Origin of the sequence: Sphaerotilus sp. (assembly GCF_034519685.1) — a bacterium.
Lineage (GTDB): Bacteria > Pseudomonadota > Gammaproteobacteria > Burkholderiales > Burkholderiaceae_C > Sphaerotilus.
The window spans coordinates 2,048,451-2,072,964 of sequence record NZ_JAXHOF010000006.1 but is presented as its reverse complement, the minus strand read 5'-3'; the positions used below and the strand labels follow the sequence as shown (position 1 = coordinate 2,072,964).

Here is a 24,514-nt window from a genome sequence, read left to right as displayed (position 1 = left end):
GCCGTGGACAGACCAAATGAAAAGGCCGGCATGAGCCGGCCTTCAGAAGCACCGTGGCAAGCACGGTGCGGGCGCAAGGACTGGACTCAGTCCGTCGCGCCCACCACTGCCACGGTCACATCGACCACGACGTCGTGGTGCAGGGCCACGGCCACGGTCTGCGAGCCAACGACCTTCAGCGGGCCATTGGGCATGCGGACTTGCGACTTGGCGACGACGAAACCGGAAGCCTTGAGGGCCTCCGCGACGTCGGCGTTGGTCACCGAGCCGAACAGGCGGCCGTCGACGCCGGCCTTCTGGGCGATCGTCACGGTCTTGCCAGCCAGCTTTTCGCCTTCGGCCTGAGCGGCAGCCAGCTTGTCGGCCAGCACTTTTTCGAGTTCGGCACGGCGGACTTCGAATTCCTTGATGGCCTTTTCGGTGGCACGACGTGCAGCACCGGTCGGGATCAGGAAATTGCGGGCGTAGCCGTCCTTGACCTTGACCACGTCACCCAGGGTGCCGAGGTTGGCCACTTTTTCGAGCAGGATCACTTGCATACCGGACTCCTCAGACCTTGTGCTGGTCGCTGTACGGCAGCATCGCGAGGAAGCGCGCACGCTTGATCGCGGTGGTCAGCTGACGCTGGTAGATCGCACGGGTGCCGGTCAGGCGGGCCGGGGTGATCTTGCCGTTCTCGCCGACGAAATCACGCAGGATGTCGAGATCCTTGTAATCGATCGATTCAACACCGGCGACGGTGAAGCGGCAGAAACGCTTGCGCTTGAACAGCAGGGATTGCTGGTTGCGCTTGACCTTGCGGTCCTTGGAAAACTTACCACGTGGCGGGGGCATGACAACCTCCTAAGTCAATACTGGAACGTTGGGACTGGTGTCGAGCTGACTGACATGGAACATGACGCCCTTGCCGCTGCGCTGCTTGCCCAGGAATCCGTGGAACACCGCGGATTCGCCGATCGCCAGCCTTTCGAGCTGGCGGGCCGTGTCGCCCAGGGCGGTCGCGTGGATTTCCACGCTGACCTGCCTCGGGTGTCCGGCGTGCTCGATCTGCGAGGCGTGAGCCAGTCGCACATCCAGCGCCGGCAGACCGGCCGGGGTGTAGCGCATCGCCGCACGCTCGATGACCTGGGCCGCGAGCAGCACCTGGTTGACCATCGGGACGTGACGGGCGTCTGCCATCATCAGTTGCTCGTTTCCTGCTGGGACGACGACTTGCGCGCTTCTTCCTTTTCCACGCGCTTCATCATCGACGACGGGCCGGTTTCGGCCTTGTCGCGACGAACCGTCAGGTGGCGCAGGACTGCGTCGTTGAAGCGGAAGCCGGTCTCGATTTCAGCCAGGGTTTCCTTGCTGCATTCGATGTTCAGGCACAGGTAGTGCGCCTTGGCCAGCTTGTTGATCAGGTAAGCCAACTGGAAGCGACCCCAGTCTTCGACGCGGTGGATCTGACCACCCGACGCGGCCACCAGCGTCCTGTAACGCTCCAGCATGGCTGGAACTTGTTCGCTCTGGTCGGGGTGGACCAGCAGCACGATTTCATAATGACGCATGGAGACTCCTCATGGGTTCCGGTTGCGGAAGCTGCCCTGTCGCGTCAAGAAACGGGTGCAGCAAGAGAAAAGCCTGTGATTATAGCGCGTTTGCAGGGTGCGTCTCCACGGCTCAGCGCGAGGACCACCCCGGCGTGCGCAAGCGGTCGATCACGGCCTGCTCGGCGGCCCCCGGCGGACGCGACAGCAGGCTGGCAATCACCAGGACCAGTGCCCCGGCTGGCGCGCCGAAGACCCCTGCCGCGATCGGCTCGATGCCCCACCACGCACAGTCCTGCAAGGGCCGGGTGACACCGAACAGACGGCGCAGCAGTTCGTGGTTGGTGACCATGTAGTAGCTGCACACGCCCAGCCCGGACAGCATGCCCAGTACCGCACCGGTCCGGTTGGCGCGTTGCCAGAAGATTCCCAGCACCAAGGCGGGAAAGAAGGTTGCGGCCGCGAGGGAAAAGGCCGCAGAGACGAACTGCAGGATGTCGGCGAAGCGCATCGAGGCGATGAACGCCGCCGCCAGCGCCACGACCAGCACCAGGAACTTCGACAGCATCACGCGCCGCATGGCAGGCGCGCGCGGGTTGACGAGCCGGTAGTACAGATCGTGGGACAGGGCGTTCGAGATGGTCAGCAGCAGCCCGTCCGCCGTGGACAGCGCCGCAGCCAGACCGCCGGCGGCCACCAGATAGGTCACCACCAGCGGCAAGCCGCCGATCTCCGGCGCAGCCAGCACGATCACGTCACCGCCGAGGTGCAGCTCGGCCAGCTGCAGCAGGCCATCCCCGTTGATGTCCTCGACCGACACCAGGGTCGGGTCCAGCTTGGACCAGCGGCGGATCCAGCCCGGCAGCTCGTCGAAGGGCATGCCGACCAGATTGGTGAACACCTCGTACTTGACCATCACGGCCAGCGCCGGTGCCGCCAGGTAGAGCAAGGCGATGAAGAACAGCGACCAGCCGACCGATCGGCGGGCTTCGCTGACCGACGGGGTCGTGTAGTAGCGGGTCAGGACATGGGGCATCGCCGCCGTGCCCAGCATCAGGCACAGCACCAGCGCCAGAAAGTTGCGCCGACCGACCTCGTAGGCCTCGCGGGCGGCTGCATCCCCCTGCGGATTGCCTGCGGCGATCGGCTGCGCTTGCGGCGGCATGCCTCCCAGCGGGAGGGCGCGCTGGCGGGCGTCGTCATACTCCTGCTGGTAGGCGGCACGGGCCTCGGCTTCGGTCTGCGGGCGGCTCAGCAGACGCCGCTCCGCCTGCTGCACCTGCGCGGGTGCCGCATCCCCGGCCTGCAGCGCCTTGACCTGTGCCGCCAGGGTTTCGGCATCGTCGACCATCGCCTGCCGCACGTCATCGAGCTTGCGCAGCGCGTCGTCGGCACGGACCTGCAGCTGACGGATCACGGTCAGCTCGGCCTGGTCCTTCTTCAGCACTTCCTCGCGCTGGGTCACGTGTTCGAGCTGCTGCCCGTAGGAGAAGAGCGGGAAGGGACTCCCGGTCTGGTTCAGCGACATCCAGACCACCGGCGTCAGGTACGCCAGGATCAGGATGATGTACTGCGCCACCTGCGTCCAGGTCACCGCCCGCATGCCGCCGAGGAAGGAACACACCAGCACACCGCCCAGACCGACGAAGATGCCGATGTCGAAGCTGAAGCCGGTGAGGTGCGAGGTGATGAGCCCGACGCCGTAGATCTGCACCACCACGTAGACGAAGGACACCAGCGCCACGGCCACGACGCCGACCAGCCGCGGCAACTCGCCGCCATAGCGGGCACCCAGGAACTCGGGAATCGTGAAGCAGCCCAGACGCCGCAGGTACGGCGCGAGCAGCAAGGCCACCAGACAATAGCCACCCGTCCAGCCCAGGATGTAGGCCAGCCCGGCAAACCCTTGCAGGTAGAGCACCCCCGCAGTACCGATGAAGGACGCCGCCGACATCCAGTCGGCCGCGGTGGCCATGCCGTTGAAGACCGCGGGCACACGCCGACCCGCCACGTAGTACTCGGACTCGTCGGTCGTCCGCGACATCAGGCCGATGGCGGCGTACACCACCACGGTCGCGATCAGGAAAGTGCCGCCGATCCAGCTGCGCGGCCAGCCCATCCGCTCCAGCACCCCCAGGCCCAGAATGAAGACCAGCACCCCCAGCGTGTAAAAACCGTAGCGGCGGGACAGCACCCGCGTGAACACCCGCGTTTCTTCCGACGCCCCCAGCACCGGATCAGCCATGGTGCCGGTCGGCCTCGGTCAGCACTTCGCGCTCCAGCCGGTCCATCAACCAGCCATGCACCACGATGATCAGCAGATAGACACCGATCGCGCCCTGCGTGGCCCACCAGTAGCCGGCAGGCATTCTGCCGACGCGCCAGGCGTCCATCGCGTGGGCCCACCAGGCCACACCGAAGGTGACGCCCAGCCACAGCGCCAACCCCAGTGCAGTCCACAGGCATACCCGTTGCCAGTAGCTTCTTTTCTGGCGCGCTTGCGGCTTGTGTTCGTGCATTCGGTCACCTCAGGCGTGCATTGTGCGCAGCTGCTGTCAGCCCCGCTACAGGATTGACACCGAGACGCCCCCCCGAGGCCCGGTGAAGCAGCGCACGACAAACAGCCCACCGGAACCGGTGGGCTGCAGCAGCGGAGGAGCGACGCAGCCGTGGCGGGCTGCGGCGGCGGGTCTCGGTCAGCGCTTGGCCAGGCGCTGCCAGGTCTCGACGACGGAGTCCGGGTTCAGCGAGATCGACACGATGCCCTCCTGCGCCAGCCAGTCAGCGAAGTCGGGGTGGTCGCTGGGGCCCTGACCGCAGATGCCGATGTACTTGCCGTGCGCGCGGCACGCGGCGATCGCCCGGGCGATCAGCGCCTTCACCGCCGGATCACGCTCGTCGAAGTCGGCGGCAAGGATCTCCAGACCCGAGTCGCGGTCCAGGCCCAGCGTCAACTGGGTCAGGTCGTTCGAGCCGATCGACATGCCGTCGAAGAACTCCAGGTACTGCTCGGCCAGGATCGCGTTGCTCGGGATCTCGCACATCATGATCAGGCGCAGCCCGTCCTGACCGCGCTTGAGTCCCTGGTCCGCCAGCATGCCGACCACACGCTCGGCCTGCTTCAGCGTGCGCACGAACGGGACCATGATCTCGACGTTGGTCAGGCCCATGTCACCGCGCACGCGGCGCATCGCCTCGCACTCCATCGCGAACGCCTCGCCGAACTCGGCGCTCACATAGCGCGCCGCGCCGCGGAAGCCCAGCATCGGGTTCTCTTCTTCCGGCTCGTAGCGGCTGCCGCCGATCAGCTTGCGGTACTCGTTGGACTTGAAGTCCGACAGGCGCACGATCACCGGCTTCGGCCAGAAGGCCGCGGCGATGGTCGAGATGCCTTCGACCAGCTTGTCGACGTAGAACGCCCGCGGGCTGGCGTGACCACGCGCCACCGACTCGACCGCCTTCTTCAGGTCGGAGTCGATGTTCGGGTAGTCGAGGATCGCCTTCGGGTGGACGCCGATGTTGTTGTTGATGATGAATTCGAGGCGCGCGAGGCCCACGCCCGAGTTCGGCATCTGGCAGAAGTCGAACGCGAGCTGCGGGTTGCCCACGTTCATCATGATCTTGACCGGCGAGTACGGCAGCTCGCCGCGCTGCACCTCGCTGACCTCCATGTCGAGCAGGCCGTCGTAGATGAAGCCGGTGTCGCCTTCCGAGCACGCCACGGTGACGAGCTGGCCGTCCTTCAGGTGCTCGGTCGCATCGCCGCAGCCGACCACCGCCGGGATGCCCAGTTCACGGGCGATGATGGCCGCGTGGCAGGTACGCCCGCCACGGTTGGTGACGATGGCAGCAGCGCGCTTCATCACCGGCTCCCAGTTCGGGTCGGTCATGTCGGTGACCAGCACATCGCCGGGCTGCACGCGCCCCATCTCGGCGATCGAGTGGACCAGGCGCACCGGGCCGGTGCCGATCTTCTGGCCGATGGCGCGGCCTTCGGCGAGGATGGTGCGGTCGGTGCTGCTCTTGAGCTTGTAGCGGTGCTCGACCTTGCCGGCCATCTGGCTCTTCACGGTCTCGGGACGCGCCTGCAGAATGTAGATCTGCCCGTCGCCGCCGTCCTTGCCCCACTCGATGTCCATCGGGCGGCCGTAGTGCTTCTCGATGATCAGCGCGTAGCGGGCCAGTTCGGTCACGTCGGCGTCGGTCAGCGAGTAGCGGTTGCGCATCTCGGGCGGCGTGTCCACGGTGCGCACCAGCTTGCCGGTGGCGGCCTTCTCCTCGGGCGTCGCGAACTCCATGCGGATCAGCTTGGAGCCCAGGTTGCGGCGGATCACGGCGGCCTTGCCGTTGCGCAGCGTCGGCTTGTGGACATAGAACTCGTCCGGGTTCACGGCGCCCTGCACCACCGTCTCGCCCAGGCCGTAGCTGGAGGTGATGAAGACGACATCCTGGAAGCCGGACTCGGTGTCCATCGTGAACATCACGCCCGCCGCGCCCAGGTCGGAGCGGACCATGCGCTGGATGCCGGCCGACAGGGCCACGTCGGCGTGCGCGAAGCCCTTGTGGACGCGGTAGGAGATGGCGCGGTCGTTGTAGAGCGACGCGAAGACTTCGCGGATCTTGTGCAGCACGGCGTCGATGCCGACGACGTTCAGGAAGGACTCCTGCTGGCCGGCAAACGAAGCGTCGGGCAGGTCTTCCGCGGTGGCGGAGGAGCGCACGGCAAACGACGCACCGGGGTTGCCGGCGGTCAGCTTGTCGAACTCGGCGCGGATCTGCGCCTCGAAGTCGGCCGGGAACGGCGCGGACTCGACCCAGCCGCGGATCTCGGCCCCCGCTTCGGCCAGCGCGCGCACATCGTCCGTGTCCAGCGCGTCGAGGCGGGCGTTGATCTTCTCGGTCAGGTGGCTCGCGGTCAGGAACTCGCGGAACGCATGGGCGGTCGTGGCGAAACCACCCGGCACGCGCACGCCGGAGGCCGCGAGCTGGCTGATCATTTCACCGAGGGAAGAGTTCTTGCCGCCGACCGTGTCGACGTCGGTCATGCGCAGGTGTTCGAAGGGAACTACCAGGGCGGTCGCCAGAGGGGAAGAAGACATGACAAAGCTCCATGATGTAAAAAACCTGGAGCCGATCCGGTGATCCCTGGGCGCGCATCGGGGCGCTGGCGGCGAGGGGCGCGGCTCGACACGCATCCGCTTTCTGGATGTTGTGCGTGCGTGAGGGGTGTCGAGGGGCGCATGACGGATCGGCGTGTTGGCGCAGATTCTAAGGGTGACGCGGCCTATGATGTACCTCATCTGTACCCTTACGCGCCAACACGCAGAACCCATGCCCAATCGCACAGTCTTCTTCGTCTCCGACGGCACCGGCATCACCGCAGAGACCTTCGGCAAGTCCATCCTCGCCCAGTTTCCATCCCGTCACCGCCATGTGCGCCGGCCGTTCATCGATTCGGAGGACAAGGCCGACCTGGTGGTGGAAGAGATCAACACCGTCGCCGGGCAAGAAGGCGTGCGTCCCATCGTGTTCATCACGCTGGCCAACGAAGTGGTGCGGGAGCGGCTGACGCGCTGCACCAACGCCCTGGTGCTGGACATGTTCCGCACCTTCGTCGAGCCGATCGAGGTCGAACTCGGCCTCAAGAGCAACCACCGTGTCGGCCGCTTCTCCGATGTGGCCAAGAGTCAGGAATACCACGACCGCATCGAGGCGATCAACTTCTCGCTCGCCCACGACGACGGCCAGTCGGCGCGCAACCTGGCCGAGGCAGACGTGATCCTGGTGGGCGTGAGCCGCTGCGGCAAGACGCCGACCTCGCTGTACCTGGCGATGCAGCACGGCATCAAGGCCGCCAACTGCCCGCTGATCCCCGAGGATTTCGAGCGCGACAGCCTGCCCACCATGCTCAAGCCGCACAAGCGCAAGTGCTTCGGCCTGACCATCGACGCCGACCGCCTGAGCCAGATCCGCAACGAACGCCGCCCGGGCAGCAAGTACGCCGCGCTGGAGAACTGCCGCGCCGAGATCAACGAGGCCGAGCGGATGATGAAGCGCGAGGGGATTGCCTGGCTGTCCTCGACCCACAAGTCGATCGAGGAGATCGCCACGACGATCCTGCGCGACATCCGGCCGGACCGACTGATTTACTGACGGGCAGCCCGATCCACGCGGCGGTGCGTCATGATCGTGGCCATGGACACGCTGCATGACGCCACCACTGCTTCACCCCCGCCCCGCCGCAAGCTGCCCATCGGCCTCCAGACCTTGCGCGAACTGCGCGAGGAAGGCCATTACTACGTGGACAAGACCGGGCTGGTCTGCGACCTCGTCGCCTCGGGCAAGGCGTTCTTCCTCAGCCGCCCGCGTCGCTTCGGCAAGAGCCTGCTCGTCGATACCCTCAAGGAACTCTTCGAGGGCAACCGGGCGCTGTTCACTGGTCTGGCGGCCGACTCGCGCTGGGACTGGTCTCGGCCCAATCCCGTCATCCGCATCAGCTTCGGCGGGGGCCGCATGCGCGACCGCGCCGAGCTGGAGCAGCGCATCGCCGAAATGCTCGATGAGCACCGCGAACGGCTCGGCCTGGACACCCTCGGCAGCGCCCAGACCCTCACCGGCCGCTTCGCCGCCCTCATCCGCCTGGCGCGCCAGCGGCACGGCCAGCGCGTCGTCGTGCTGATCGACGAATACGACAAGCCCATCCTCGACAACCTCGCCAGCCCCGAGATCGCCCGCGCCATCCGGGATGCGCTGCAGAGCCTGTACTCCGTGCTCAAGGACGCCGACGAGCACCTCAAGTTCGTCTTCCTCACCGGCGTGTCCAAGTTCAGCAAGGTCAGCTTGTTTTCCGGGTTGAACCACCTCCAAGACATCACCCTCACGCCCCGCTGGAGCGCCCTGTGCGGCTACACGGACGAGGACGTGGACACCGTCTTCGCCCCCGAACTGCCGGGGCTGGACCGCGAGCAGGTCCGGCGTTGGTACAACGGCTACAACTGGCGCGGCACGCGTGTCTACAACCCCTTCGACCTGCTGCTGCTGTTCCAGAACCGCGAGTTCCAGCCCTACTGGTTCCGCACCGGCACCCCCACCTTCCTCATCGACCTGCTCGCCGAGCGCCAGTGCTTCACCCCCGACCTGAGCCGCCTCTACAGCGATGACGAACTCCTTTCCACCTTCGACGTGGACCACCTCAGCACCGAAGCCCTGCTGTTCCAGACCGGCTACCTCACCATCCACGACACGCAGGAGTTGGTGCTCGGGCAGTGGCAGTACACGCTGGGCTACCCGAACCGCGAAGTCGAGGCCAGCCTGAACAACGTGCTGCTGCCCGTCTACGGGGTGCCGGCCTCCTCGTTGGCTGTGGGTCGGTCGCGCTTGGTCGAAGCCCTCAAGACCGGCAACCTGCCCGCGCTCGAAGGCGTCCTGCACGCCCTGTTCGCAAGCATCCCGCACGACTGGTACCGCAACAACCCACTGGCCGGCTTCGAAGGCCACTACGCCAGCGTCTTCTACAGCCACTTCGCCGCGCTGGGCCTGGACATCCGGCTGGAGGACTCGACCAACCACGGCCGCATCGACATGGCCCTGTTGTTCCAGCAACAGGTCTTCGTCTTCGAGTTCAAGGTCATCGACGGCCCGAACGCCACGGGCGAGGCGCTGCGCCAGATCAAGGCGATGGGCTACGCCGACAAGTACCTCGGCCGGGGCGAGCCTGTGCATCTGGTCGGGATCGAGTTCAGTCGCGCGGCGCGCAACCTTGTGGGCTTTGCGGGCGAGACGCTGGGGTGACGGCGGAGACCCCAGGATCAGGCCAGCCCCTGCCGCGCCGATTCGTAGAGACAGATGGCGGTTGCCGCCGCCACGTTGAGCGACTCCTCGCCGCCGGGCTGCGGAATGCGCACCGTCAGGCCGCAGCGCTGCATCAGCGGCTCGGCGACGCCCTGCCCTTCGTGGCCGAAGACCCAGGCGCAGGGCGCGGGCAGCGTCAGCTCATGCAGCGCCTGCGCCGCGTGTGAGCTGGTGGCGATGAGCGTGACGCCGAGCGAGTCGAGTTCGCTCACGATCACGCCCTCGACCAGATGCAAGGCGAAGTGCGCGCCCATGCCGGCGCGCAGCACCTTCGGCGACCACAGGCCGGCACTGCCCTTCATCGTCAGCACCTGCTTCACGCCGAGTGCGGCCGCGCTGCGCAGGATGGTGCCGACGTTGCCGGGATCCTGCAGCCGGTCCAGCACCACGGTGGCCACACCGGCCAGCGGCGCCTGTCCCTTGGCGGGACCGTCGATGAGGAAGCCGATCGGCGCGGGCGACTCCAGCGAGCTGACCTCGGGCAGCAGGCTGTCGTCGAGCACGCTGATCTCGGCGGCCTGCAGCGCCAGCTCGCGCGGGCCGGGCTGCAGCCAGGCGCTCGCGCCGATCACCGCCTGCCGAGGCCGCCCGCCGCGTGCCAGGAAGGCGCGGCACAGGTGATCCCCCTCCAGCCAGACGAGGCCGAGCTTGCGGTACGCGCCCGGCTCCTGGGCGAGCCGGCGCAGATCCTTGACCAGCGGGCTGCTGCGGGAGGTGATGTGGCGAGGTTCTTTCATCGGGTCGGGTGTGCGGGCGTGTGCAGCAAGGCGGCGGCACGGACCGGCGCATAGGAGCGGCGGTGCTGCTCGCAGGGGCCGTGTTCGCGCAGCAGCGACAGGTGGGCGGCGGTCGGGTAGCCCTTGTGGACATCGAAGCCGTAGTGGGGAAAGCGGGCGTGCAGCTCGGCGCAGAGGTGGTCGCGGTGGACCTTGGCGAGGATCGACGCCGCCGAGATGGCCTGCACCTTGGCGTCGCCCTTGACGATGGCCTCGGCGGGGATGCGCAGCGTCGGGATGCGGTTGCCGTCGACCAGCACCTTCACCGGCCGCAGCCGCAGCCCCTCGACGGCGCGGCGCATCGCCAGCATCGTCGCGTGCAGGATGTTGAGCTGGTCGATCTCCTCGACCGTCGCCTCGGCGATGCAACAGGCCAGCGCCTTGGCGCGGATCTCGTCGAACAGGCGCTCGCGCCGCTTCGCCGTGAGCACTTTCGAGTCGGCGAGCCCAGCGATGGGCTGCAGGTCGTCGAGGATCACGGCCGCGGCCACGACCGGCCCGGCCAGCGGCCCGCGCCCGGCCTCGTCCACGCCCGCGATCAGGCCGGGGCGGTCGAAGCTCAGCGCAAACTGCTCGCTGATGAAGGGCGGCGGCTCAGCGGCCGAGGATCTGCGCGATGGCATCGGTGGCTCGTCGCGCCATGTCCTGGCGCAGCAGGTGGTGCAGTTCGGTGAAACGCTGGCGCACGCCCTCGCAGCGCGCGGGGCTGTCCAGCCATTGCCCGGCGGCCTGGGCCAGCGCCTCGGGCGTGCAGGAGTCCTGCAGCAACTCGGGCACGACAAAGCCGCGCGACAGGATGTTCGGCAGCCCCACCCAGGGCTGGTAGGCCATGCGCTTCATGCGCAGCCACGACAGCCAGTGCATGTTGTAGGTGATGACCATCGGGCGCTTGAACAGCGCGGCTTCGAGCGTGGCCGTGCCGCTGGCGATCAGCGTCAGGTCGCAGGCGGCCAGCGCCTCGTGCGAGCGGCCGTCGGTCACCTGCAAGTCGATCTGCCCGGCGAACTTCGCCACCAGCGGATCGACCAGATCGCGCACGCCGCGCATCGCCGGCAGCACGAACTGCAGCCCCGGTCGCTCCTTGGCCAGCAGCGCCGCCGCCCCCAGCAGGCTCGGCAGGATGTAGCGGATCTCGCTGCGCCGGCTGCCGGGCAGCAGCGCGATCACAGTGGTGTCCTCGGCGAGGTTCATCGCGGCGCGGGCCGCCGCGCGGGGCACTTCCATCGGGATCGCGTCCGCCAGCGGGTGGCCGACATAGGTCGCGGCGATGCCCGCACGCTGGTACAGCTCGGGCTCGAAGGGGAACAGGCACAACACATGGTCCACGGCCGCCCGGATCTTGTGGATGCGGTTGCCGCGCCAGGCCCAGATCGACGGGCTGACGAAGTGGATCGTCTTGATCCCCGCCTTCTTCAGGCGCGTTTCGAGACCGAGGTTGAAATCCGGTGCATCGACCCCGATGAACGCGTCCGGGCGCTCCTTCAGCAGCCGGTCGCCCAGCGCGGTGCGCATCGCGAACAGCCGGCGCAGCCGCCACAGCAGCTCGACGCTGTAACCGTGCACCGCCAGCAGGTCATACGGCCACCACGCCTCGAAGCCGTGGCGCGCCATCTGCGGCCCGCCAATGCCCGCGGACTGCAGCGCGGGCCAGCGCTGCTTCAGCCCGCCCAGCAACAGGCCAGCCAGCAGATCCCCCGACGCCTCGCCGGCCACCAGCGCCAGGCGCGGATCGGTCGTGTTCATGGTGTCAAACCGCGTTCAGCGGACGATGCCGCGGGGCGCGTGCGCCAGGAAGTCCAGCATCCGCCGCACCTCGCCGTCCGCATCCGGCACGGTGCCGAGCAGCGCCTCGATCTCGGCCTTGGCCGCCTCCAGCGTCAGGCTCTTGCGGTAGAGCGCGCGGTACATCTGCTTGACGATGCCGATGCGCTCGGCGCTGAAACCACGGCGCTTCAGGCCTTCCTGGTTGAAGCCGTGCGCCTCGCAGGGGTTGCCCGCGACCATGACAAACGGCGGCACGTCCTGCGCGATGCGCGAGGCGAAGCCGGCCATCGCGTGGGCGCCGACGCGGCTGAACTGGTGGATGCCGGTCAGGCCGCCGATGATGGCCCAGTCGCCCACCTGCACATGCCCGGCCAGCGTGGTGACGTTGGCCATGATGGTGTGGCTGCCGATGCGGCAGTCGTGGGCGATGTGGACATAGGCCATCAGCCAGTTGTCGTCGCCAATGCGGGTGACGCCTTCGTCCTGCGTCGTGCCGGTCGAGACGGTGCAGGACTCGCGGAAGGTGTTGCAGTCGCCGATCTCCAGCCGGGTCGGCTCGCCCGCGTACTTCTTGTCCTGCGGATCGGAGCCGATCGCGCAGAACGGGTAGAAGCGGTTGTCGCGGCCAATCGTCGTGTGGCCGTCGATCACGCAGTGCGGGCCGACGCGGGTGCCTTCACCGAGGCTGACATGGGCGCCGATGATCGAGTAGGGGCCGACCTCGACCGAGGGGTGCAGGCGGGCCGCGGGGTCGATGATCGCGGTGGGGTGGATGCTGGTCATGCGCTGGGCCGGGGGTCGGTCAGGCGATCTTGCGCATCGTGCACATCAGCTCGGCCTCGGTGGCGAGTTCGCCGTTGACCGTGGCGCGGGCCTTGTACTTGAAGATGCCGCCCTTGGCGCGCTCCAGCGTCGATTCGAGGATGAGCTGGTCGCCCGGCTCGACCGGGCGCTTGAAGCGTGCGCCGTCGATGCCCGCGAAATACACCACCGTGTCCTCGCCCGGGTCTTCGCCCATCGTGGCAAACGACAGCAGCGCCGACGCCTGCGCCAGCGCCTCCAGGATCATCACGCCCGGCATCACCGGACGGTGCGGAAAGTGGCCCAGGAAGATCGGCTCGTTGATGGACACGTTCTTGAGCGCCTTGATGCGCTTGCCCAGCTCGATCTCCAGCACGCGGTCGACCAGCAGGATCGGGTAGCGGTGCGGCAGCTTCTTGAGGATCTGGTGGATGTCCATCTTGAGCAGGACCGGAGCGGGGGTCTCGGTCGTGTCGGCGGGCAGGATCGGCGTCGTGGTCATGGTGTCATCTTCTTTTCGAGGGCGCGCAGGCGGTCGCGCAAGGTGTGCAGTTGCCGCAGCGTGGCGGCATTCTTCTCCCACGAGGCGTTGTCGTCGAGCGGGAAGACCCCGCTGTACTGCCCCGGCTTGGCAATCGAGCGCATCACGACGCTGGCGGCGGAGATGTGCACGCCGTCCGCCAGAGCCAGATGGCCCAGCACGATCGCGCCTCCGCCCACCGTGCAGCCGCTGCCGATGCGCGCGCTGCCAGCGATGCCGACGCAGCCGGCCATCGCGCTGTGGTCGCCGATCTGCACGTTGTGGCCGATCTGGATCAGGTTGTCGAGCTTGACACCTGCGCCGATCACGGTGTCGTCCAAGGCACCGCGGTCGATGCAGGTGTTAGCACCGATCTCGACGTCGTCGCCGATGCGCACGCCGCCGAGCTGTTCGATCTTTTCCCAGCGGCCCTGGGTGGGCGCGAAGCCGAAGCCGTCGGCGCCGATGACGACACCGCTGTGCAGCAGACAGCGCGCACCGAGGCGGGTGCCCGGCATCAGCGTCACGCGGGGCGCCAGCCGGCTGGCTTCACCGATCTCGACGCCAGCACCCACAAAGGCATGGGCGCCGACCACGGCGTGGTGGCCGATCACCGCACCGGACTCCACCACCGCCAGCGGTCCGATGGAAACGCCCTGCCCCAGGACGGCATCCGGCGCCACCACGGCGCTGGAATGCACACCGACCGGCGCTGCCGCACGCGTACGAGCAGCCCACCATTGGGTCAGGCGGGCAAAGTAGAGATAGGGATCCGGGGTGACCAGCGCCACACAGCCGGCACGCACGCCGTCCTGCACCGCAGGCGCCACGATGACACAGCCGGCGCCCGTCTCCTGCAGCTGCGCACGGTAGCGAGGATTCGACAGGAAGGCGATCGTCGTGGCATCGGCGCTGTCAAGCGGTCCGATGCGGTGGACCAGCCGGTCACCGGGTGATGCGGCACCGTCGTTCGAGACCAGATCTCCCCCGAGGGCCGCCTGCACCTCGTGCAGACGCACGGAGAAGACGGGGCTCACTTGGCCGGCGCAGGCGAGGCGTTGAGCGCCTTGATCACCTTGTCGGTGATGTCCACGCGGGGGCCTGCGAACACCACCGGATCCTGCAGGATCAGGTCGTACTTTTCCGAGTCGAAGATCTGCTTGATGACGCGGTTGGCGCGCTCGACCACAGCCGACAGTTCTTCATTCTTGCGCTGGTTCAGGTCTTCCTGGAACTCGCGGCGCTTGCGCTGCAGGTCACGCTCCTGCTCGACGAGATCACGTTGCCGGCGGCTGCGCTCGGATTCGGCCAGGGTGACCTGGTCCTTCTCGAACTTGTCGGCGGCCGTCTTCAGGCGTGCCGCAGCGTCGTTGAGGTCTTTCTCACGCTTGCCGAACTCGACTTCCAGCTTGGCCTGTGCGGCCTTGGCGGGTGCCGCGTCACGCAGCATGCGGTCGCTGTTGACATAGCCAATCTTGAATTCCTGCGCCATCGCCGCCGGAGACGCCAGAAGCGTCGCCGTGGCAACCACGCTGGTGGAGAGGGCGAACAGGGCCTTGGCGGTCAGCGAACGTAGGAAGGAAGTCATCATCAGAATGCGGTACCGATCTGGAACTGGAAGCGCTGGATTCTATCCTGAGCAAACTTGCGGATGGGTTGCCCCCAGCTGAGCTTGAGGGGGCCGACCGGCGAGATCCAGGACAGGCCCAGACCGACCGAGGTGCGGAACGAGGCCAACGTCGGCGTCTCGTTGTCGCCCCAGACGTTGCCGGCATCGGCGTAACCGAAGAAGCGCAGCGTGCGGTCGTTGCCAGTGCCCGGGAAGGGGAAATACAGCTCGCTGTTCAGGTTGATGCGCTTGGTTCCGCCCAGGTAGGCGCCCGTCACGTCGACAGGCCCCATCGAGTTCTGGTCGAAGGCGCGCACGGTACCAAGACCACCGCCATAGAAATTCTTGAAGATCGGGAATGGCCGACCACCCAGTCCGACGCCGTGGCCGATCTCGGCATTCAGGCCGAGGGTGAGCTTCTTGCTGAGCGGGAAATACTGCTGGAGCTGGTAGTTGCTGCGCAGGTAGCGGGTGTCGCCGAAGGCGCCCCACTCCAGGTTGATGCGCTGGTAACGCCCGTCAGTGGGGACCAGCGCGCTGTCACGACCGTCGCGCTGCCAGCCGAGCGTGAGCGGAATCGAGGTGCTCGACTGGCCGTAGGCAGCACGGTAGCGGTAGAAATTCTCCGGCAGCGCGGTGGCCGAGCGGATGGTGGTGCGCTCGGCGCCGATGCCGAAGAAGACCGTGTCGTAGTCGGAGAATGGCACGCCGAAGCGGACCGCGGCGCCCGGCGTGACCAGCTCGTAGGCTTCGCCCTGGCTGTTCAGCGGCTTGTTGGTGCGGTAGTAGACGTCGAGCGAACGCGAAATGCCGTCACGGGTGAAATAGGGATCGACGCTCGACAGCACCAGGGTGCGCGCGGACTTGCTGGTGTTGAGTTCGATGCCCAGGTAGTTGCCTGAACCGAAGACGTTGTCCTGCTTGATCGAGCCGGTGAAGGAGAACTTGTCGGCGCTGGAGAAGTTCGCACCGAGCAGCAGACTGCCCGTGGGCTTTTCCTTGACGTTGACCGTCAGGTCGACCTGGTCGAAGGTGCCGGGAACCTCGTTGGTGTCGACATCGACCTCGCTGAAATAGCCCAGGCGATCGACGCGGTCGCGCGAGAGCTTGATGCGCTGGCCGTCGTACCAGGCCGACTCGAACTGGCGCAGCTCGCGGCGGATGACTTCGTCGCGTGTGCGGGTATTGCCCGACACATTGATGCGGCGCACATACACCCGGCGACCCGGCTCGGCGTTCAGCACGATCTGTACACGGCCAGTGTTGCGGTCGATCTGGGGCACCAGGTCCACCTTCGCGAAGGCGTAGCCGAACAGGCCGAAGCGGTCGGTGAAGGCCTTCTGGGTGGTGGCGACGTCTTCGGCACGGTAGGGCTCGCCGGGGCGGATCTTGACCAGCGCCTTGAACTCCTCTTCCTTGCCCAGGAAGTCACCGCTCAGCTTGACGCCGGTGACGGTGTAGCGCTGGCCTTCCTTGATGTTGATGGTGATCGAGATGTCCTGCTTGTCGGGCGAGATCGCCACCTGCGTGGACTCGACGTTGAATTCGAGGTAGCCACGGTTCAGGTACCAGGCCCGCAGGGTTTCCTGGTCAGCGTTGAGCTTGGTCCGCGCATAGCGGTCGCTCTTGGTGTACCAGGTCATCATGCCGCCGGTGGTCAGGTCGAGCTGACCGAGCAGCGTGCCTTCGGAGAAGGCCTCGTTGCCGGTGATGCGGATGTCCCGGATGCGTGCCACGCCGCCTTCGGTCACGGCAAAGGTCACATTGACCCGGTTGCGGTCGACCGGCGTGATGGTGGTGACCACTTCGGCACCGTACAGGCTGCGGGTCAGGTACTGGCGCTTGAGTTCCTGCTCGGCGCGGTCGGCCAGCGCCTTGTCGAAGGGTTGGCCTTCGCCGACGCCGATGTCCTTGAGCGCCTTGATCAGCGTCTCGCGGTCAAATTCCTTGGTGCCGGTGAAGTCGACGTTGGCGATGACCGAACGCTCCTCGACCACCACCACCGCCACTTGCCCCTCCACTTCGATGCGCACGTCCTTGAACAGGCCGGTGGCGAACAGGGCGCGCAGGGCAGCAGCGCCCTTCTCGTCGCTGTAGGTGTCACCGACCCGGAAGGGCAAGGCGGCGAATACGGTGCCCGCTTCCGCCCGTTGCAGACCTTCGACACGGATGTCCTTGACCACGAAGGGCTGGACCGCCAGCGCGGGCATGGCCGCGGACACCGCCAGCACCGCAATGGCACAGGCACGGGGGGAGAAGGCAAAGGGGTAGGCGGGTACGCGCATGCGGTCAGTGCAGGCCCAGGTAACGGGCCACGTCGTTGTAGAGGGCGAGCGACATCATGAGCAGGATCACCATGAAACCACCACGTTGCAGTCTGGCGGTCCAGAGGTCGGAAATCGGCCGTCCGGTGACACCCTCGATCAGATAATACAGGAGGTGTCCCCCGTCGAGCATCGGCAGCGGCAGCAGGTTCAGCACCCCCAGGCTGACGCTCACCACCGCCAGAAACCCCAGGTAGTAGGCCAGACCCAGTTCAGCCGACTGTCCGGCGTAGTCGGCGATGGTCAGGGGGCCGCTGAGATTCTTGATGGACGCCTCGCCGATCAGCATCCGGCCGAACATGCGCAGCGACAGCACGGCCATGTCCCAGGTGCGCTCCACGCCCTGCAGCAGGCCTTCAGCCCAGCCCAAGCTGACCAGATCCATCTGTGGCCGGCTGCCGACAACCGCTTCGATGCGCCCCAGGCGCTGCGCACCGTCCTCGACACGCATCGGCGTGACCACCAGCGACAGGGTCTGGCCGCCACGCTCGATCTGCCAGGACTGCGGCAGCGGATCGGCCTGCTCGCCCGACACCCGGATCAAGGCGCGCAAACTGCTTGCATCGGCCACCAGACGGCCATCGACCCGCAGCACGCGGTCACCCGCCTGCAAGCCGGCGCGCGACGCCGCCCCCCCTGGCTTGACGTCACCGATCACCGGCTCCGAATACGGCGACACCAGCCCGATGCGCCGCACCAGTTCGGCGTCCGCATCGCCAGCCTGCAGGCCCGACAGCGCCAGCACCACCTCCCGGTGGCCGCTGCCGCTGCTGCCCATGACATCCAGCCTCAGATCCCGACCGTCCAGCGCCGCCCGCGTGAGCTGCCAGCGCAGATCGGTCAGCGAGGCCACATCCTGCCAGGACTCCGATTCCGCGGGGCTCCAGCGACGCACCCACTCCCCCGCCTGCAGACCGGCGCGCTGCGCCAGGCTGTCGGCCACCGGCGAGCCGATCACCGCCCGCGGCTCCTGCGTGCCGATCCAGGACGAGGCGGCATACAACAACACCGCCAGCACCAGGTTCGCTGCAGGCCCGGCCGCCACCACCGCGGAGCGCTGCCGCAGCGACTTGCGGTTGAAGGCCCGGTGCACCTCGTCCGGCGCCACCGGCCCTTCCCGCTCGTCCAGCATGCGCACAAAACCACCGAGCGGGAGCGCACTGAGGGCCCATTCGGTTTCACCGACCTGCCGCTTCCAGAGCGTCGGGCCAAAGCCGATGGAGAACTTCAGCACCTTGACGCCGCAGGCACGGGCCACCCGGTAGTGGCCCCACTCATGCACGACGATCAGGATCCCGAGGGTGACAAGGAAAGCGAGGAGCGTGGTCATGCCGGGTCAGACGCCGAGGTGCCCGACAAGTTCAGCGGCCAGACGGCGGGCCGACTGGTCCAGGTCGAGCAAGCCCGCCACCGACGCCGTCGCATTCGCCGGAACCACGATGCGCGCCAGCGTCTCGGCGTTGATGGCATGGATCTGGTCGAAACGCAGGCGCCGCGCCAGAAAGGCCTCGACGGCGATCTCGTTGGCGGCGTTCAGCACCGCAGTGCTCCCCGGCGCGCCCTCCAGCGCCGCCCAAGCCAGCTGCAGACCGGGGAAACGCCCGGCGTCCGCCGGCTCGAAGGTCAGCGGCTTGAGCGACAGGAAGTCCAGCTGCGAGGCCCCCGACTCGATGCGCGCAGGCCACGACAGGCCATAGGCAATCGGCACGCGCATGTCGGGCGTGCCGAGCTGCGCCAGCACCGAGGCGTCGCGGCAGACCACCATCGAATGGATGATGCTCTGCGGGTGAATCACCACCTTGACCTGCCGCGGTGTCAGGTCGAACAGCCAGCGGGCCTCGATGACTTCGAGCGCCTTGTTCATCATCGTGGCCGAATCGACCGAGATCTTGCGGCCCATGACCCAGTTCGGATGGGCGCAGGCCTGGTCCGGTGTCACGTCACGCAGTGTCTTCGGGTCGCGGTCGCGGAACGGGCCACCGGACGCCGTCAGCACGATGTGGTCGATGCGCTGGGCCCAGGTCGATCGGTCTTCAGGCAGGCACTGGAAGATGGCGGAATGCTCGCTGTCGATGGGCAGCAGTTGCGCCCCGCCCTCTGCCACGGCGCGCATGAACAGCTCGCCGCCGACCACCAGCGCCTCCTTGTTCGCCAGCAGCAGGCGCTTGCCGGCGCGGGCCGCAGCCAGGCACGGCGGCAGCCCTGCAGCGCCGACAATGGCGGCCATCACGCTGTCGACCTCCGGATGGGCCGCCACCTCTTCCAGCGCGGCCGGACCGACCAGCACCTCGGTCGGCACACCGAGCGTGCGCAGGCGATCGACCAGCGCATGGCCCAGCTCCGCCGTCGGCATCACCGCGAACCGCGGGCGCCAGACGCGGCACTGTTCAGCCAGTTCCTCGACCCGGCTGTGCGCGCTGAGGGCAAACACCTCGTAGCGGTCCGGGTGGCGCGACAGCACGTCGAGCGTGCTGGTGCCGATGGAGCCGGTCGAGCCCAGCACGGTCACGCGCTGGCGCAGTGCGCCGGAGTCAGCGGAAACAGGTTCGGTCATGCAAGTACCAAGGCAAGGGCCAGCGGACACACGGGCAGGAGCGCGTCGATGCGGTCCAGCACGCCGCCGTGGCCGGGCAGCAGCGCACTGCTGTCCTTGGCTCCGGCGCTGCGCTTGACCAGCGATTCGAACAGATCCCCCACGACGCTCAGACTCGACAGGAAGAGACAGGACAACAGCAGACCCGGCCAGCCCCAGCGCTGCAGCAATGCGGTGTAGAGGCTCGGGCTGTCGACGGCCGCGCGCTGGTCGACGGCGATCCAGACCAGGGCCAGCAGCAACACGCCGACCATCCCGCCGAAGACACCTTCCCAGCTCTTGCCGGGGCTGATGGCGGGAGCGAGCTTGCGCCGGCCGAACGCACGGCCACTGAAATAGGCCGCGATGTCCGCCATCCAGACCAGACAGAACACCGACAGCAGGAAATTGAGGCCGCGCGCCTTGCCTTCGGCGATGGCCAGCCATGCCAGCCAGAGCAGCAGCACGCCCCCGACCAGCCGCAACCAGGCGGGCGTCTGCGGCCAGGCGGCGACACCACGGTGCAGCACCAGTGCGCCACCCAGCACCCAGACCAGCATCGCCAGCGCCCACAGGACGCCAGGCGTATGCCCGATCCAGCCGGCTTGCCACAGGAGCGCGGCACCGGCGGCCACCACCGATCCGGTCAGCAGTGCGGGGGTACCGGGATAGGCATTCAGCCGCGCCCATTCCCAGCCCGCCGCGGCGACCATCACCAGCGTGAGCAGCGCGAAGGGCCAGATGGCCTGCGCGAACAGCGCCGGAAGAAGCACCAGCAGCAAGAGCACTGCGGTGATGATGCGCTGTTTGAGCATGGCGACAGGAGGTTCAGGCGTCTGGCGCCAGCGTGATGCGCTGTCCGCTGGACGAGACGTCGGTCTTCACGCCGCCGTAGCGGCGGTCACGGGCAGCGTAGTCGGCCAGGGCCTTGTCGATCTCCGCGGCGTCGAAATCCGGCCACAGACAATCGGTGAAATACAGTTCGGAATACGCCACCTGCCAGAGCAGGAAGTTGGAGATGCGGACCTCGCCGCCCGTGCGGATGAACAGGTCCGGATCGGGCGCGTAGGACATGGCCATGTAGTTGGACAGCAATGCCTCGTCGATCTGCTCCGGCCGCGCACCATCCGCCACCGCACGCTGACAGGCTTGCACGATGTCCCAGCGGCCACCGTAGTTGAACGCCACCGTCAGCGTGATGCGGGTGTTGCCCGCCGTCACCCGTTCGGCGTGTTCCCAGGCGCCACGGACCTTCTCCGACACCGCGGCGCGGTCACCGATGATCTGGATGCGCACACCGATGTCCGACAGCCGCGCCAGGTACTTGGCCACGGCCGTCATCACCAGATTCATCAGTCCGGACACCTCGTCCTCGGGCCGCTTCCAGTTCTCGGACGAGAAGGCGAAGACCGTCAGGAACTCGATGCCGCGGTCGGCACAGGTGTTGATGCAGCCGATCAGCGCATCCACACCGTACTTGTGACCGACGATGCGTGGCATCAGACGCTTGTTGGCCCAGCGCCCATTGCCATCCATCACGACGGCCACATGGCGGGGAATGCGTTTCGCGTTGTCAGCCACGGCAGTCTGCCTCAGACAGCCAGAACTTCGGCTTCCTTGGCCGACACCAGACGGTCGATCTCGGAGATCACCCGGTCGGTGAGCTTCTGCACGTCGTCGATCGAGCGGCGTTCCTCGTCCTCGGAAATCAGCTTGTCCTTGAGCAGGCGCTTGGCCTGGTCGTTGGCGTCGCGGCGCAGGTTGCGCACAGCAATGCGCGCGTCCTCGCCCGCATTGCGCACGACCTTGGTCAGGTCGCGGCGGCGCTCTTCGGTGAGTGCGGGCATCGGCACGCGGATCAGTTCGCCCAGCGACGACGGGTTCAGGCCCAGGTCCGACTCGCGGATGGCCTTCTCGATCGGCTTGGCCATGCTCTTTTCCCACGGCTGCACGCTGATGGTGCGCGCGTCGATCAGCGACACGTTGGCCACCTGGCTGATCGGCAGCATCGAGCCGTAGTACTCGACCTGCACCTGGTCCAGGATGCCCGGGTGGGCACGGCCAGTGCGGATCTTCTGCAGTTCGTTCTTGAAGGACTCGATGGACTTGGCCATCTTGGCTTCGGCGTTCTTCTTGATGTCGGCAATGCTCATCGTGGTGCTCCTGCTGGATCCCGGACGCCGTCAGACGTGGACCAGCGTTCCTTCGTCTTCACCCAGGACGACGCGCTTGAGGGCGCCCGGCTTGAAGATCGAGAATACCTTGATCGGCAGGTTCTGGTCACGGCACAGCGCAAACGCCGTCGCATCCAGCACCGCCAGGTTGCGGCCAATGGCCTCGTCGAAGGTCAGGGTCGTGTAGCGGGTGGCCGTCGGATCCTTCTTGGGGTCGGCCGTGTAGACGCCGTCCACCTTGGTCGCCTTCAGCACGATCTGGGCACCGATCTCGGCGCCGCGCAGCGCAGCTGCCGTGTCGGTGGTGAAGAAGGGATTGCCCGTACCGCCCGCGAAGATGACGACCTTGCCTTCTTCGAGGTACTGGAGTGCCTTCGGACGCACGTAGGGCTCGACGACCTGGTCGATGCTCAGGGCGGACATGACCCGCGCGGTCATGCCTTCCTGGCGCATCGTGTCGGACAGGGCCAGCGCGTTCATCACGGTCGCCAGCATGCCCATGTAGTCGGCGGTGGCACGGTCCATGCCGACCGCACCGCCCGCCACCCCGCGAAAGATGTTTCCGCCGCCGATCACCACCGCCACTTCGCATCCGAGCTGGGTGACTTCCTGCACCTCGCGCACCATGCGCACGATGGTGGCGCGGTTGATGCCGTAGGCATCGTCGCCCATCAGGGCTTCACCAGACAACTTCAGAAGGATGCGTTTGTAAGCGGGCATGCGGTGACCTTGAAACGGAAATTTGGACGATCGCCAGTGTAGGCCAGCGCGCCCCGCAGGGCGACACCGGCCGGCCGATCACTGGCCCTTGGCAGCAGCGACCTGTGCGGCCACTTCGGCAGCGAAGTCGTCCTGCTTCTTCTCGATGCCTTCGCCGACGATGAACATCGTGAAGCCTGCGGCGGTGGTGCCGGTGCTCTTCAGATAGGCACCCACGGTCTGCTTGCCGTCGGCGGCCTTGACGAAGGCCTGGTCGAGCAGCGAGACCTCCTTGAGGTACTTCTGCACCGAACCCTCGACCATCTTGGCGACGATGTCGGCCGGCTTGCCCGATTCCGCAGCCTTTTCGGCGGCGACACGGCGCTCGGTCTCGATCAGCGCTGCCGGCACATCGGCCGACGACAGCGCCACCGGCTTCATGGCGGCGATGTGCATCGCGGCGTCCTTGGCGGCGACCGCATCACCGGTGTACTCGACCATCACGCCGATGCGCACGCCGTGCAGGTAATGGGCCAGCTGACCGCCGTCCGCATAGCGCTTGAAGCGGCGGATCGACATGTTCTCGCCGATCTTGCCGATCAGGCCCTTGCGCACGTCCTCGACCGTCGGGCCGAAGTCTTCCATCGCCAGCGGCAGGGCCGACAGCGCGGCCACGTCGGCCGGGTTGTGCGCGACGATCAGGTCGGCGCACGATTGCACGAAGGACAGGAAGATGTCGTTCTTCGAGACGAAGTCGGTCTCGCAGTTGACTTCGACCAGCGCGCCGGTCGAGCCCGACACGGAAGCCGCGACCACGCCCTCGGCGGTCACGCGGGAGGCGGCCTTGCCGGCCTTGCTGCCCAGCTTGACGCGCAGGATCTCTTCCGCGCGCACCATGTCGCCCTCGGCTTCGGTCAGGGCCTTCTTGCACTCCATCATCGGAGCGTCGGTCTTCGCACGCAGGTCGCCGACCATCTTGGCGGTAATTGCAGCCATTGCAGTGTCCTCAGATCAATCTGATCATCAAATCTTGAAAAAAAGGGGCTGAACTCAGCCCCTTGCGCATCGAACCGAAGGGGCTCAGGCGGCGTCGTTCACTTCGACGAATTCGTCGGCGCTGGGGGTCGCGACAGCCTGGACGACTTCGTTCAGCGACTGGGCCTTGCCTTCGAGGACGGCGTCGGCCATCACGCGGGCGTACAGCGCGACCGCCTTGGCCGAGTCGTCGTTGCCGGGGATGACGTAGTCGATGCCGACCGGGTTGTGGTTGGTGTCCACGACGCCGATGACCGGGATGCCCAGCTTCTTGGCTTCGGCGATGGCGATCTTGTGGAAGCCGACGTCGATGACGAACATGGCGTCAGGCAGCGCAGCCATGTCCTGGATGCCGCCGATGTCCTTTTCCAGCTTGGCCAGCTCGCGCTGAAACAGCAGACCTTCCTTCTTGCTCATCGACTCCAGGCCGGCTTCGACCTGGGCCTGCATGTCCTTGAGCTTCTTCAGCGAACCCTTGACCGTCTTGAAGTTGGTCAGCATGCCACCGAGCCAGCGCTGGTCGACGTAGGGCATGCCGGCGCGCTGCGCTTCTTCGGCGACGATGTCACGGGCCTGGCGCTTGGTGCCGACGAACAGCACGGTGCCACGCTTGGCGGCCAGCGAACGGGCGAACTTGGTGGCTTCCTGGAACAGCGGAACCGTCTTTTCCAGGTTGATGATGTGGATCTTGTTGCGGTGGCCGAAGATGTACGGGGCCATCTTGGGGTTCCAGAAACGGGTCTGGTGACCGAAGTGGACGCCGGCTTCCAGCATTTCACGCATCGTGAAGGACATGACTAACTCCAGAATTTCCAAAGGTTGGATCTAGAATCCGACTCGAATTGCACGCAGTGCGCAGT

The 24,514-nt window shown here is 66.8% G+C and carries 25 protein-coding genes; 2 read left to right on the top strand and 23 right to left on the bottom strand.

Annotated features, from left to right (window positions below; all coding sequences use genetic code 11):
- Positions 1 to 86: 86 nt before the first annotated feature.
- The 7 genes from rplI to ppsA all read right to left on the bottom strand — a co-directional run bounded on the left by rplI (position 87) and on the right by ppsA (position 6,628).
- The gene (gene rplI / locus U5O44_RS20375; protein ID WP_322590209.1) at positions 87 to 539 is read right to left on the bottom strand and encodes a 50S ribosomal protein L9; all 453 of its coding nucleotides are present in this window, start codon (positions 537 to 539) and stop codon (positions 87 to 89) included.
- 10 nt (positions 540 to 549) lie between these two features.
- Positions 550 to 834 carry a 30S ribosomal protein S18 gene (rpsR, locus tag U5O44_RS20370; RefSeq protein WP_179635080.1) on the bottom strand — a complete coding sequence of 95 codons (285 nt, stop codon included), beginning with the start codon at positions 832 to 834 and terminating at the stop codon, positions 550 to 552.
- A gap of 9 nt (positions 835 to 843) precedes the next feature.
- Positions 844 to 1,179, bottom strand: coding sequence for a primosomal replication protein N (gene priB / locus U5O44_RS20365; RefSeq protein ID WP_322590208.1), 336 nt, complete (start codon positions 1,177 to 1,179; stop codon positions 844 to 846).
- A gap of 2 nt (positions 1,180 to 1,181) precedes the next feature.
- Positions 1,182 to 1,550: a 30S ribosomal protein S6 gene (gene rpsF / locus U5O44_RS20360; protein ID WP_322590207.1), complete on the bottom strand. Its 369-nt coding sequence runs from the start codon at positions 1,548 to 1,550 to the stop codon at positions 1,182 to 1,184.
- A gap of 112 nt (positions 1,551 to 1,662) precedes the next feature.
- Positions 1,663 to 3,774: a sodium:solute symporter family protein gene (locus tag U5O44_RS20355; RefSeq protein ID WP_322590206.1), complete on the bottom strand. Its 2,112-nt coding sequence runs from the start codon at positions 3,772 to 3,774 to the stop codon at positions 1,663 to 1,665.
- Entirely contained in the window at positions 3,767 to 4,048 is a 282-nt protein-coding gene (locus tag U5O44_RS20350) for a DUF4212 domain-containing protein (protein WP_322590205.1), read from the bottom strand. Before U5O44_RS20350 ends, U5O44_RS20355 begins: the two co-directional genes overlap by 8 nt.
- 177 nt (positions 4,049 to 4,225) lie before the next feature.
- On the bottom strand, positions 4,226 to 6,628 hold the full coding sequence (gene ppsA / locus U5O44_RS20345) for a phosphoenolpyruvate synthase (protein WP_322590204.1): 2,403 nt from the start codon (positions 6,626 to 6,628) through the stop codon (positions 4,226 to 4,228).
- Positions 6,629 to 6,860: 232 nt separating this feature from the next.
- Here ppsA and ppsR point away from each other — a divergent pair, with 232 nt between their 5' ends.
- Positions 6,861 to 7,682 carry a posphoenolpyruvate synthetase regulatory kinase/phosphorylase PpsR gene (gene ppsR, locus U5O44_RS20340; protein ID WP_322590203.1) on the top strand — a complete coding sequence of 274 codons (822 nt, stop codon included), beginning with the start codon at positions 6,861 to 6,863 and terminating at the stop codon, positions 7,680 to 7,682.
- Between the two features lie 42 nt (positions 7,683 to 7,724).
- On the top strand, positions 7,725 to 9,320 hold the full coding sequence (locus U5O44_RS20335; protein ID WP_322590202.1) for an ATP-binding protein: 1,596 nt from the start codon (positions 7,725 to 7,727) through the stop codon (positions 9,318 to 9,320).
- A 17-nt stretch (positions 9,321 to 9,337) separates the two neighbouring features.
- Here the strand turns inward: U5O44_RS20335 and U5O44_RS20330 are convergent, their stop codons facing one another.
- The 16 genes from U5O44_RS20330 to rpsB all read right to left on the bottom strand — a co-directional run bounded on the left by U5O44_RS20330 (position 9,338) and on the right by rpsB (position 24,449).
- Positions 9,338 to 10,117, bottom strand: coding sequence for a TrmH family RNA methyltransferase (locus tag U5O44_RS20330; RefSeq protein WP_322590201.1), 780 nt, complete (start codon positions 10,115 to 10,117; stop codon positions 9,338 to 9,340).
- Positions 10,114 to 10,779 carry a ribonuclease HII gene (gene rnhB / locus U5O44_RS20325; RefSeq protein WP_322590200.1) on the bottom strand — a complete coding sequence of 222 codons (666 nt, stop codon included), beginning with the start codon at positions 10,777 to 10,779 and terminating at the stop codon, positions 10,114 to 10,116. The genes U5O44_RS20330 and rnhB overlap by 4 nt, the downstream gene beginning before the upstream one ends.
- Positions 10,751 to 11,899, bottom strand: coding sequence for a lipid-A-disaccharide synthase (gene lpxB / locus U5O44_RS20320; RefSeq protein WP_322590199.1), 1,149 nt, complete (start codon positions 11,897 to 11,899; stop codon positions 10,751 to 10,753). Before lpxB ends, rnhB begins: the two co-directional genes overlap by 29 nt.
- Before the next feature lie 15 nt (positions 11,900 to 11,914).
- On the bottom strand, positions 11,915 to 12,703 hold the full coding sequence (gene lpxA / locus U5O44_RS20315) for an acyl-ACP--UDP-N-acetylglucosamine O-acyltransferase (protein ID WP_322590198.1): 789 nt from the start codon (positions 12,701 to 12,703) through the stop codon (positions 11,915 to 11,917).
- Between the two features lie 19 nt (positions 12,704 to 12,722).
- On the bottom strand, positions 12,723 to 13,160 hold the full coding sequence (fabZ, locus tag U5O44_RS20310; RefSeq protein WP_322590545.1) for a 3-hydroxyacyl-ACP dehydratase FabZ: 438 nt from the start codon (positions 13,158 to 13,160) through the stop codon (positions 12,723 to 12,725).
- A 59-nt stretch (positions 13,161 to 13,219) separates the two neighbouring features.
- Positions 13,220 to 14,278 (bottom strand): UDP-3-O-(3-hydroxymyristoyl)glucosamine N-acyltransferase, encoded by a 1,059-nt coding sequence (gene lpxD / locus U5O44_RS20305; RefSeq protein ID WP_322590197.1) that lies wholly within the window; start codon positions 14,276 to 14,278, stop codon positions 13,220 to 13,222.
- Entirely contained in the window at positions 14,275 to 14,829 is a 555-nt protein-coding gene (locus U5O44_RS20300; protein WP_416222204.1) for an OmpH/Skp family outer membrane protein, read from the bottom strand. Before U5O44_RS20300 ends, lpxD begins: the two co-directional genes overlap by 4 nt.
- Positions 14,830 to 14,831: 2 nt before the next feature.
- A complete protein-coding gene (bamA, locus tag U5O44_RS20295) occupies positions 14,832 to 17,135 on the bottom strand; it encodes an outer membrane protein assembly factor BamA (RefSeq protein WP_416222203.1) in 2,304 nt (767 codons plus the stop codon).
- Between the two features lie 4 nt (positions 17,136 to 17,139).
- Entirely contained in the window at positions 17,140 to 18,504 is a 1,365-nt protein-coding gene (gene rseP / locus U5O44_RS20290; RefSeq protein WP_322590196.1) for an RIP metalloprotease RseP, read from the bottom strand.
- Positions 18,505 to 18,510: 6 nt separating this feature from the next.
- Positions 18,511 to 19,728 carry a 1-deoxy-D-xylulose-5-phosphate reductoisomerase gene (gene ispC, locus U5O44_RS20285; protein ID WP_416222202.1) on the bottom strand — a complete coding sequence of 406 codons (1,218 nt, stop codon included), beginning with the start codon at positions 19,726 to 19,728 and terminating at the stop codon, positions 18,511 to 18,513.
- Positions 19,725 to 20,561 (bottom strand): phosphatidate cytidylyltransferase, encoded by an 837-nt coding sequence (locus U5O44_RS20280; RefSeq protein ID WP_322590195.1) that lies wholly within the window; start codon positions 20,559 to 20,561, stop codon positions 19,725 to 19,727. The genes ispC and U5O44_RS20280 overlap by 4 nt, the downstream gene beginning before the upstream one ends.
- A gap of 13 nt (positions 20,562 to 20,574) precedes the next feature.
- Positions 20,575 to 21,327 (bottom strand): polyprenyl diphosphate synthase, encoded by a 753-nt coding sequence (gene uppS, locus U5O44_RS20275; protein ID WP_322590194.1) that lies wholly within the window; start codon positions 21,325 to 21,327, stop codon positions 20,575 to 20,577.
- 11 nt (positions 21,328 to 21,338) lie between these two features.
- The gene (frr, locus tag U5O44_RS20270) at positions 21,339 to 21,899 is read right to left on the bottom strand and encodes a ribosome recycling factor (RefSeq protein WP_322590193.1); all 561 of its coding nucleotides are present in this window, start codon (positions 21,897 to 21,899) and stop codon (positions 21,339 to 21,341) included.
- Positions 21,900 to 21,929: 30 nt separating this feature from the next.
- Complete coding sequence (pyrH, locus tag U5O44_RS20265) at positions 21,930 to 22,640, bottom strand: UMP kinase (RefSeq protein WP_322590192.1); 711 nt, start codon at positions 22,638 to 22,640, stop codon at positions 21,930 to 21,932.
- A 78-nt stretch (positions 22,641 to 22,718) separates the two neighbouring features.
- Positions 22,719 to 23,615, bottom strand: coding sequence for a translation elongation factor Ts (gene tsf, locus U5O44_RS20260; protein WP_322590191.1), 897 nt, complete (start codon positions 23,613 to 23,615; stop codon positions 22,719 to 22,721).
- Between the two features lie 84 nt (positions 23,616 to 23,699).
- Entirely contained in the window at positions 23,700 to 24,449 is a 750-nt protein-coding gene (rpsB, locus tag U5O44_RS20255; protein WP_322590190.1) for a 30S ribosomal protein S2, read from the bottom strand.
- Positions 24,450 to 24,514: the final 65 nt, after the last annotated feature.